The organism is Parazoarcus communis SWub3 = DSM 12120 (assembly GCF_003226565.1).
Taxonomy (GTDB): Bacteria; Pseudomonadota; Gammaproteobacteria; order Burkholderiales; family Rhodocyclaceae; genus Parazoarcus; species Parazoarcus communis.
Genome location: NZ_QKOE01000197.1, coordinates 1 through 255, shown reverse-complemented (window position 1 = coordinate 255; position 255 = coordinate 1). Strand labels below are relative to the sequence as shown.

1 protein-coding gene is annotated in these 255 nt (G+C 67.5%); it reads right to left on the bottom strand.

The window, feature by feature from the left end; all coding sequences use genetic code 11:
• Nucleotides 1–255, bottom strand: a 255-nt coding sequence (locus DNK49_RS23725; protein ID WP_120719303.1) for an ATP-binding protein, incomplete at both ends; no start/stop codon positions are given.

Genomic DNA, 255 nt, shown 5'->3' with positions numbered 1-255 from the left:
AGCTGGCTCGAGCGGCAGGTAGCCCAGTTCATCGATGATCAGCAGTTTCGGCTTTGAGATCTGCAGCAGTTTCTCCTCAAGCCTTCCGTCGGCGTGCGCCTTCGTGAGTCCGGCCATGAGCGCCGCCGCCGAGGTGAAGAGCACCGTGTAGCCACGATCGACCGCTTCGCGTCCGAGGGGGACCGCCAGCGATGTCTTGCCCACGCCCGGCGGGCCGAGCAGCAGCAGCGCCTGGCCGTGGCCGATCCAGCGGCC